Origin of the sequence: Cryobacterium sp., from assembly GCF_026786305.1 — a bacterium.
GTDB lineage: Bacteria > Actinomycetota > Actinomycetes > Actinomycetales > Microbacteriaceae > Cryobacterium.
The window spans coordinates 1-8209 of record NZ_JAJAYI010000058.1 but is presented as its reverse complement, the minus strand read 5'-3'; the positions used below and the strand labels follow the sequence as shown (position 1 = coordinate 8209).

Genomic DNA, 8209 nt, shown 5'->3' with positions numbered 1-8209 from the left:
GTCCAGGCGGCCGTGGGGGGGCGGGCGGCCCCCACCGCGCACAGGGCGGGGGGGGCCGGCGGCCCGGCCCCCCCCCCCCCCCCCCCCGGGCCGGGGGGGGGCGCCCCCCCCGCCGGGTAGCCGATGCGCCTCAACGACAACCCGGCGGGCGCTGATTTCTCGGAGAGGCGTTTCGTCTTGTATTGTTGAAACCGCGTCTCCGATCAAGTGATTACACCTGGTCGGGAGCGCATGGCGAGTTACCCAAGCGGCCAAAGGGATCTGACTGTAAATCAGACGGCGTAGCCTTCGTGAGTTCGAACCTCGCACTCGCCACCAGCACCAGAACAGGCAGGCCCTCGGGCCTGCCTGTTCTCGTTAGGACAGCTGCCTGTAGCGTGAGGGCATGACGCATCCTGCCCCGACCGAGTTGCTTGACCTTGCACGCACGATCGCCCTCACCGCCGGCGCACTCGCCCACCGTCGCCGCGCCGAGGGGGTCGAGATTGCGGCCTCGAAGTCGTCGCCCGAAGATATCGTCACCGCTGCCGACCGCGAGGTCGAGCTGCTCATTCGCAGCCTGCTGGCCGACGCCCGCCCCAATGACGGGTTTTACGGCGAGGAGTCCGACGCGACCGACGGCACGAGCGGGCTCACCTGGGTGGTCGACCCCATCGACGGTACCGTCAACTACCTCTACGGCATTCCGTTCTACGCTGTCAGCATCGCCGTCGTGCAGGGCGACCCTGACCCGGCCAGCTGGAACGCCCTCGCGGGTGCGGTCGTCAACCCCGCCCTCGGCGAGGTGTTCACCGCGTCCGAGGGTTCGGGTGCCTGGCTGGGCGACCGGCGACTGCACGTGAATCATGACGTGCCGCTCTCGCTCGCCCTGGCCGGCACCGGCTTCGGCTACGAGGCGACCCGGCGGGTGTGGCAGGCGAACGTCGTGGGCGGCCTCATCGGCCAGGTGCGGGATATCCGTCGTATCGGGTCTGCTGCGCTCGACCTGTGCTCGGTGGCCTGCGGGCGACTCGACCTCTATTTTGAACGTGGACTCAACCCGTGGGATCACGCCGCCGGCGCCCTGATCGCCCGCGAAGCCGGTGCCCGGGTCGGCGCTCTGCAAGCGGATGCCGAGGGTCGCGATCTGCTCATCGCCGCCGCTCCCAGCCTCTACGATCAGTTCGAACCGGTGCTCGCTGGTCTCTTCGAACGCTTCCCATTTCGCGCGAAAGCTGACTGATTTTATACCCACTTACCCCCGTTTGGGTGTGATCGGTCACTTTCCTCTGGTATTCTCAGGGTTGCGCGCTAACGTTAATGAATTCGTTATATTGGCATGTCGTCATTTGGCGTTATCCAGCACGAGCACCCGATCCCGTCCGCTACGCCGAAAGCTGTACTTTGTCACGTCACACTCCATCCGTGGGCACCTCCGTGTCCGGCGAGAGTGACGGCACCGTATTTCCACCAGTAGCTCCGGCAGCCCTCACCCGTCGCCAATTACGCGAGCGCGAGCGCGTAGCCTTCTCCGCTGCGGCACCGGTGGACGAGGTCGTCGTTGATATCGTGCGGCTCAGCCCCGCCGCAGACCTGATCGTCGCCGCCGATCTGTCCGAACGCGATCTTGAGCCGGCCGTCGTCACCGAGACCAACCGTATCGTCGCGGCCGTGCCGGTCGCCGCCGCCGAGCCCACCGACTACGAGAAGCTGCTGGCTCCCGGCATCACGCAGTCGATCCCGACGGTGATTCCCCCCGCCGGTGGCCTGCCTCGACGTCGCCAGCGCATCGAGCAGAAGCCCGGCGAGCCCTTCGCCCCCGCGCGCGATTTCGTCCCGGCCGGTTCGCTTCCCCGCCGCACCCCACGCGCACGTCCGCCCGGCAGCACCATGCGCAAGCGCGCGGCCAGGGGCGCCTCGATCCTCGCGATGTCGTTCGTGGCACTGATGGCCGTGGCCACGTCGATTCCGGCGGAGGCGCTGTTGTCTTCGCAGGACGTGCAGGCATCCGCTTTGGAAGCTCAGCGGGTTGTGCCGGCCGAAGAGGCGCAGAGCATGGATCTCGCCGGTGGCGACACCGTCACCGTCGAGCGCGACGGGTACGAGTCGAGCACCATCGCCGAGGTTGCCGCAGCCAGCGGTATTCGTATGGAGGACACCTTCACCAATAACCCGAACGGCACCATTCAGTGGCCATTCGCCGTTGGGGTGCACATCGGTGACCAGATGGGCCACCGCAATTGCGCCGGCTGTTCCGTGAACCACGGCGGCCAGGACTTCAACCCGGGCGTCGGTGCGCCGATTCAGGCCATCGCTGACGGTGTTGTCAGCCGCGCCGAAGACGGCGAAGCCAGCCTCGGCGTTCACATGATGATCGACCACATGGTCAACGGCGAGCTCGTCACGAGCGTGTACGCGCACATGATCCACGGATCGATGCTCTTCAAGGAGGGCGACGTGGTCAAGGTCGGCCAGGTCATCGGTAAAACCGGCAGCACCGGAATGTCGACCGGCCCGCACTTGCACTTCGAGATTCGAGAGGGTGGCATCACCGGCACTAAGGTCGATCCGCTCGCCTGGCTCTACGCCAACACGAACTAGCCCGGAACCTACCAGGTTTCGCTGCGACCGCGCATGATGGAATCGAGCAGGCCCTTCGGCAGCGGAAACGGCGGCAGGCCGTCGAAGCTGAAGACGGCAGCATCATTGGCATCGACGGACTCGAGCGCTACGACCTGGTCGTGCAGCAATTCCATCTTCACGTCGAGGCGATTGGCGGGGTCCGCCGCCTGCCGCAGGTCCTCGACGAGAGTGTCGGGCACGGCGCCGTTGTACTTGTAGAAAATCTTGTGCTCGAGGCGCGCCCAGAAGTCCATGGCAATCGTGCGAATCTGAATCTCTACGGTGACCGGCTGCACGCGGTCGGACATGAACACCGGGATCGCGACGATGAGGTGCAGGCTCTGGTATCCGTTCGCCTTGGGCGCCTGAATGTAGTCCTTCTCGTGGAGCACCGTCACGTCTCGCTGCCCGGCGAGCAGATCGCGAATGCGATAGGTGTCCGAGATGAAACTGCAGGTGATGCGAATGCCCGCGATGTCCTGAATATTGCCGCGAATACCGTTGAGTTCGAGCTGACGTGCTCGATCGGGCTATAGTCGTGGATCGAGCTGAACTCTTCCTTCAGAATGTTCATCTTGGTGAGCATCTCGTCGCTCGCGAACTTGTACGACAGCATGAACCGGGTCAACTCGAGCTTCAGCTCTCGCGTGGCGGCGATGCTCGCCAGCGCGGGGCTGCCACTACCATTCGGCTGGTCGACAGCTTCGGTCATGCCTGAACGGTAAGCAACCAAACCGTCGTGTCGCCCGGCAGGGTGCGGCCGACGAGTTCTTCGCTCGCCAGAAGTACGTCGCCAGCGGGCAGCTGAACGGATGCTGCGCCCGTGTTGGCCACGATGGTTACGTCGCCGTTGCGGTACGCCGCAACCTCGGGGCCGAAGCCCCCGAGCCACTCGACCGTACCGGCGCCAAGGGCGTGTTCCCGGCGGAGGCTCAGCGCGAGCTTGTACAGCTCGAGAGTCGATCCGGCCACGCCGTCTTGCTGGTCGCGGGCCAGCCCCGCCCAGTCGGACGGTTGCGGCAGCCAGCTCTTCGCGCCGGTGCTGAAGCCGAACGATTCGCCGGCGGCTTCCCACGGAATCGGCACGCGGCATCCGTCTCGACCGTAGCGTTCACCGTTGGTGCGAAACCACGTGGGGTCTTCGCGGGCGTGGTCGGGCAGGTCGACGGCCTCGGGCAGGCCGAGTTCCTCGCCCTGATACAGGTAGCTGGAGCCGGGCAGCGACAGCATCAGAGCGGATGCCGCCCGCGCGCGTCGCAATCCCAGCAACGTGTTGGGCAGCCCGACGGTTTTCGGGCCGATGCCGTGTCCCTGCAGGTTGTCGCCGTCGAGGGCGAGCCGGGAGGCGTGGCGCACGACGTCATGGTTGGACAGCACCCAGGTGCTCGGCGCGCCGACGTTGCCGAAGGCATCGAGCGACTCGCTGATGACGCTCTTGAGTTTTGCAGCGTTCCACGGGGTTTCGAGGTAGGCGAAATTGAAAGCTTGGTGCATCTCGTCGGGACGCACCCACTTGGCCATCTGGCTGAGCGGGTCAACCCAGGCTTCGGCCGCGAGAACCCGGTCTCCGGGGTAGGCAGCGAGCACCTGGTGCCAGTCGCGATAGATCTCGTGCACGCCATCCTGCGCCCAGTACGGGGCGGTCAGCGGCGTCTCGGCTGTGATTCCCGGTTCGAGAGCGGATGCCGGCGCCCCGCCCATGCTGCCGCCCTCGGCGGAAGGCGTGTAATCGGGGAGGCCGGGAGCCTTGATCATGCCGTGCGCGACATCCACTCGAAAACCGTCGACGCCGCGGTCGAGCCAGAAGCGCAGCACCGCGCGGAACTGCTCGCGCACCCAACCGCTGTCCCAGTCGAAGTCGGGCTGGCTGCTATCGAACAGGTGCAGGTACCACTGGCCGGGGGTGCCGTCGGGGTCGGTCGTGCGGGTCCAGGCAAGGCCGCCGAAGACGGACTCCCAGTTGTTCGGCGGCAACTCGCCGGTCGTGCCCTTGCCGTCACGGAAGGTGTAGCGGGCGCGTTCTTCGCTACCCGGGCCGGCGGCGAGGGCCGCCTGGAACCAGCCGTGTTCGCTTGAGGAGTGGTTGGGCACGATGTCGACGATGACCCGGATACCGAGGTCATGGGCGGTGCGCTGCAGCACCTCGAAGTCGTCCAGGGTGCCGAACAAGGGGTCGACGTTGCAGTAGTCGGAGACGTCGTAGCCGGCGTCGCGTTGCGGCGAGGTATAAAAAGGAGAAAGCCAGATGGCGTCGACGCCGAGGTCTTTAAGCTGAGGCAGTCGCGCGCTGATCCCAGCGAGGTCGCCCATGCCGTCACCGTTCGCATCGGCGAACGATCGCGGGTAGATCTGATAAATAACGGCTGTGCGCCACCATTCGGTGCCAGAGGTCAGTTCGATGCCAGAGGTCAGTTCGGTGCCAGTCATCCTGAAATGCTACGGCATCGTTGCCGGGTGCCTGTAGCGTGGGTCAAGTGGTCAGGAGCTGGCCATTGGAGTGATAATGTTTTTAGGTTGCCAAAACGCGGTGTTGCGACTGTTCTTTGGTTGCTCTGCCCCCTTAGCTCATTGGTAGAGCACTTCCTTGGTAAGGAAGAGGTAGTGGGTCCGATTCCCACAGGGGGCTCAGGCTTGGAAGCGAACAGCCGACAAGTCGCGGCGGGGTAGCTCAGTTGGTTAGAGCACACGGCTCATAATCGTGGTGTCGCGGGTTCAATTCCCGCTCCCGCTACAAAAACCCCGGATTTCTGCGGAAGTCCGGGGTATTTTTTCGCCGATTTTAGGCCGACCCCGCATTAGACGTGCTGATTGAAAACGTGTGTGGCCGCCGATTCATCGTTTCAACGGCTCGAAAACAGCAGGCATTTTGGCGACCGGAGGGGCATTCAGCGTGGACGAATTCTCGTACTTGAGTCCTTCAGGATGTGTCGAATTTGGCCCGCTTTGACCCCGCAGATCGAGATCCCGGAAAGCTTCGAGGTTGCCATATACGGCGTATTCGAAGGGCCGGCCGGCTACGCGTCCGTGGTTCCACTCGCGCGATTCGAGCACGAATGGCTCCTTCGATTTAAGTCCTCCATCGTTGACCGGGGCCTGCGGTGCTCCGAAGCGCGGTCGGGCGCTCACCGCACCAGCTTCGGACCGCTGCCGAGGTGGGATGATGTCGATGTGAGCGATCTCCAGTCAGGTGAGGGCCGAATGGGCGACCCGCCCACGTTGACGCTGTTCTGCGGCCTTCCCGGATCCGGCAAAACCACGCTGGCTCGGCGTCTGGAGACCGATGGGAAAGGGATCCGCCTGTGCACGGACGTTTGGCAGGCAGAACTTGGAGTCGACCACGGTGACACGGACTTTCACAGTCGGCTACAGCCCTTGCTCTACCGCCACGGGTTGACGTTAATGAGGCACGGCGTCGACGTCATCCTTGAGGACGGACTGTGGATGACGGAGGAGCGGACCGAGAAGTTTCGCTATGCCCATGCCTGCGGCTCGCGCATCGAACTGCACATCTTTGATGTTTCCTACGACGCGCTATGGAATCGATTGCGGAACCGCAACCAAGACGCCGCTGCCGGTGCGTACGCGATGACTCAGGACGAGCTGAGGCGAGCATGGGACCTGTTTCAGCGTCCGTCACTGAAAGAGTTGGCCTCCGTAGATTCCTACGAGTTCCATGTTGGCGGATGCTAGAGAATTACTGAGCACGTGGTGGCCGCCTACTGTCTAATGCAAAATAAAGGTGACTTAGGCTGCTCTCTTGGTAAGTACCGCGTCGAATCCGGCGCTGTCGAGTTCCTTGCGCGCCCTTCGCTTGATTCGTTCCGGATCCAGCTTCGCGTAGTGGTCGACGCTGTGACCCAAATAGGCTTCTCCGGTGGTGAGCATGTTTCAGACTGTGGTCAGGATGGTGTTTTCGAGGGCGACGACGGCTTTTATTGGACCGCGCCGGGTCGCGATGCGGCGATATTCCACCGCTGGGTAGCTGGTTTTGCTGGGGGCTGCGGCCATCGCGGCGGTGCCGGAGGTGGGCACGCACCGCGCGCCCATTATTGCAATTCGAATTCAGCAAGACGACGTCACGGCAACCGCCTCATAACCTGACTGCCTCCCAACACATGAGATACGGTACAGAGCGATCTGGGCCGCCACCGAGCGGCGAAGATCACCATCGCCTACACTTACGTCATGCGCCACGAGCTGACCATCGCTGCTCTGCGCGATGCCGTCATGCCCCTCCTCGCGCCGACAGTTCGTGAAGTGTCCTTCAGCGACGAGCACCCCAAGACCTGGACGCTTCTCGGTGGATCGACCGGCATCGTGTGCGAGGTCGAATACTGTGGCAACTGGTACGTTCAACTCGACGACTGGTACGTCCTCGAACTATGGTCCGTCGGCGAAACCCGCCTCACGATCTTCCTCGCGTCGTTTGACGTGAAACCCGTTCAGCTCGTCACAGCGAGAATTGGCGCAAGAGTCGTGGGCTCATGGTTGCGGTTCGCCGATGGCATCGAATTCGAAGACCCAACTTGGATGGACAAACTCATTGCCAGGTGTCGTGGCTACTCTCTTCAGGTCACTCCCTGGGTTACGGGAACCGAACGCTTTGACCTGATCCCGGACTGACACGGATAATGACTGACACCCGCGGGACGGTGATTCGTGCGACGAGGATGAACGGGGCCGCTACAACGAACCGCCGGCACCGAACAGCGACGCCCCGAAGACCAGCGGAACCCAAGATCCCCATCGGGCACAGGGAATTGACGATTGCGGCAGGTGGATATAGCAACCTGATTTGGCCCCGGGTGAGCATTGTGCGTTGGCCCCGCCCGGGGTTGGCTGCTCAGGCTGAGCGGGCTTGGTCCTGGGTGCTTTTGAGGCGGCAGGACTGGGCGCCGGTGTTGATGACGTGGCCGCGAAAGGTGAGTCGGTCGACGATCGCGGCGGCCAGTCTGGGGTCGGTGAAGGTGTGGCCCATTCGCCGAGGGGGCACGCTCATCGGCCTGGTGCACGTCTCCAAACTACAAGCCCCAGAACCAGAAAACTTCTATCTGCAGGGTGAGTGGAATCGCACCCCGCGAGACGTGACCTTGACGACTGACTTGAGGCTCCGTGAGCGCCCTGAATCTAGTCCTAGATAATCGTGGTGTCGCGGGTGGCGAGTAGCCGTAGTCGGTACCCTTGGTCCACCGAGGTGGTACCGATTACGTGGACCAACTACGTGGACCAACTACGTGGACCAACTACGTGGACTGGAGGTACCAACAAGGGCTACTCGCCAATTCAGACGCAACGAATAGAATTGTTCTTTGAAGAGCCCGGCAAGTGTCGATTCGTGAGACCTACGAGGAATGAGCCGCCCGTCATGATCGAATTCCAGAACGTTTCAAAGCGCTTTCCGGATGGCACCCTCGCTGTCGACAACTTCTCCCTCGTGCTTCCCTCGCACAAGGCGACAGTATTCGTAGGGTCGTCCGGCTCGGGCAAAACAACGCTGCTCCGGATGATCAACCGGATGATCGACCCGACCGCCGGCAGCATCCTGATCGACGGCGAGGATACTTCCGGCCTCAATCCGGTGTCGCTTCGCCGACGGATCGGCTACGTT

9 protein-coding genes, 3 tRNA genes and 1 pseudogene are annotated in these 8209 nt (G+C 63.3%); 8 read left to right on the top strand and 5 right to left on the bottom strand.

The annotated features are described in order from the left end of the window. Nucleotides 1-233: 233 nt before the first annotated feature. The 3 genes from LH475_RS06050 to LH475_RS06040 all read left to right on the top strand — a co-directional run bounded on the left by LH475_RS06050 (nucleotide 234) and on the right by LH475_RS06040 (nucleotide 2580). Nucleotides 234-318, top strand: a tRNA-Tyr gene (locus LH475_RS06050). Between the two features lie 67 nt (nucleotides 319-385). Then, a complete protein-coding gene (locus tag LH475_RS06045; protein WP_297413114.1) occupies nucleotides 386-1222 on the top strand; it encodes an inositol monophosphatase family protein in 837 nt (278 codons plus the stop codon). A 182-nt stretch (nucleotides 1223-1404) separates the two neighbouring features. Beyond that, nucleotides 1405-2580: a M23 family metallopeptidase gene (locus LH475_RS06040; RefSeq protein WP_297413113.1), complete on the top strand. Its 1176-nt coding sequence runs from the start codon at nucleotides 1405-1407 to the stop codon at nucleotides 2578-2580. An 8-nt stretch (nucleotides 2581-2588) separates the two neighbouring features. Here LH475_RS06040 and LH475_RS06035 read toward each other — a convergent pair whose 3' ends face one another. The 3 genes from LH475_RS06035 to LH475_RS06025 are packed head-to-tail and all read right to left on the bottom strand — an operon-like array spanning nucleotide 2589 to nucleotide 5028. Beyond that, a complete protein-coding gene (locus tag LH475_RS06035) occupies nucleotides 2589-3047 on the bottom strand; it encodes a hypothetical protein (RefSeq protein WP_297413115.1) in 459 nt (152 codons plus the stop codon). Beyond that, nucleotides 2996-3313: a hypothetical protein gene (locus LH475_RS06030; RefSeq protein WP_297413112.1), complete on the bottom strand. Its 318-nt coding sequence runs from the start codon at nucleotides 3311-3313 to the stop codon at nucleotides 2996-2998. The genes LH475_RS06035 and LH475_RS06030 overlap by 52 nt, the downstream gene beginning before the upstream one ends. Then, complete coding sequence (locus LH475_RS06025; RefSeq protein ID WP_297413111.1) at nucleotides 3310-5028, bottom strand: glycoside hydrolase family 13 protein; 1719 nt, start codon at nucleotides 5026-5028, stop codon at nucleotides 3310-3312. The genes LH475_RS06030 and LH475_RS06025 overlap by 4 nt, the downstream gene beginning before the upstream one ends. 127 nt (nucleotides 5029-5155) lie before the next feature. Between LH475_RS06025 and LH475_RS06020 the strand changes: the two genes are divergently transcribed. The 3 genes from LH475_RS06020 to LH475_RS06010 all read left to right on the top strand — a co-directional run bounded on the left by LH475_RS06020 (nucleotide 5156) and on the right by LH475_RS06010 (nucleotide 6291). Then, a tRNA-Thr gene (locus LH475_RS06020) sits at nucleotides 5156-5227 on the top strand. Nucleotides 5228-5258: 31 nt separating this feature from the next. Continuing rightward, a tRNA-Met gene (locus LH475_RS06015) sits at nucleotides 5259-5332 on the top strand. Nucleotides 5333-5544: 212 nt separating this feature from the next. Beyond that, nucleotides 5545-6291, top strand: coding sequence for an ATP-binding protein (locus tag LH475_RS06010; RefSeq protein WP_196844251.1), 747 nt, complete (start codon nucleotides 5545-5547; stop codon nucleotides 6289-6291). Nucleotides 6292-6489: 198 nt separating this feature from the next. On the opposite strand, the gene LH475_RS06005 is transcribed toward LH475_RS06010, so the two are convergent. Then, nucleotides 6490-6633 carry a hypothetical protein gene (locus tag LH475_RS06005; RefSeq protein ID WP_297413110.1) on the bottom strand — a complete coding sequence of 48 codons (144 nt, stop codon included), beginning with the start codon at nucleotides 6631-6633 and terminating at the stop codon, nucleotides 6490-6492. A gap of 153 nt (nucleotides 6634-6786) precedes the next feature. On the opposite strand from LH475_RS06005, the gene LH475_RS06000 reads away from it, so the two are divergent. Further along, nucleotides 6787-7224 carry a hypothetical protein gene (locus LH475_RS06000; protein WP_196844248.1) on the top strand — a complete coding sequence of 146 codons (438 nt, stop codon included), beginning with the start codon at nucleotides 6787-6789 and terminating at the stop codon, nucleotides 7222-7224. Between the two features lie 220 nt (nucleotides 7225-7444). Here LH475_RS06000 and LH475_RS05995 read toward each other — a convergent pair. Next, a pseudogene (locus tag LH475_RS05995) lies at nucleotides 7445-7570 on the bottom strand (ATP-binding protein); the annotation flags it as partial. A gap of 396 nt (nucleotides 7571-7966) precedes the next feature. Between LH475_RS05995 and LH475_RS05990 the strand changes: the two are divergent. Further along, the coding region (locus LH475_RS05990) for an ATP-binding cassette domain-containing protein (protein ID WP_297413109.1) at nucleotides 7967-8209 on the top strand (243 nt) is incomplete at its 3' end.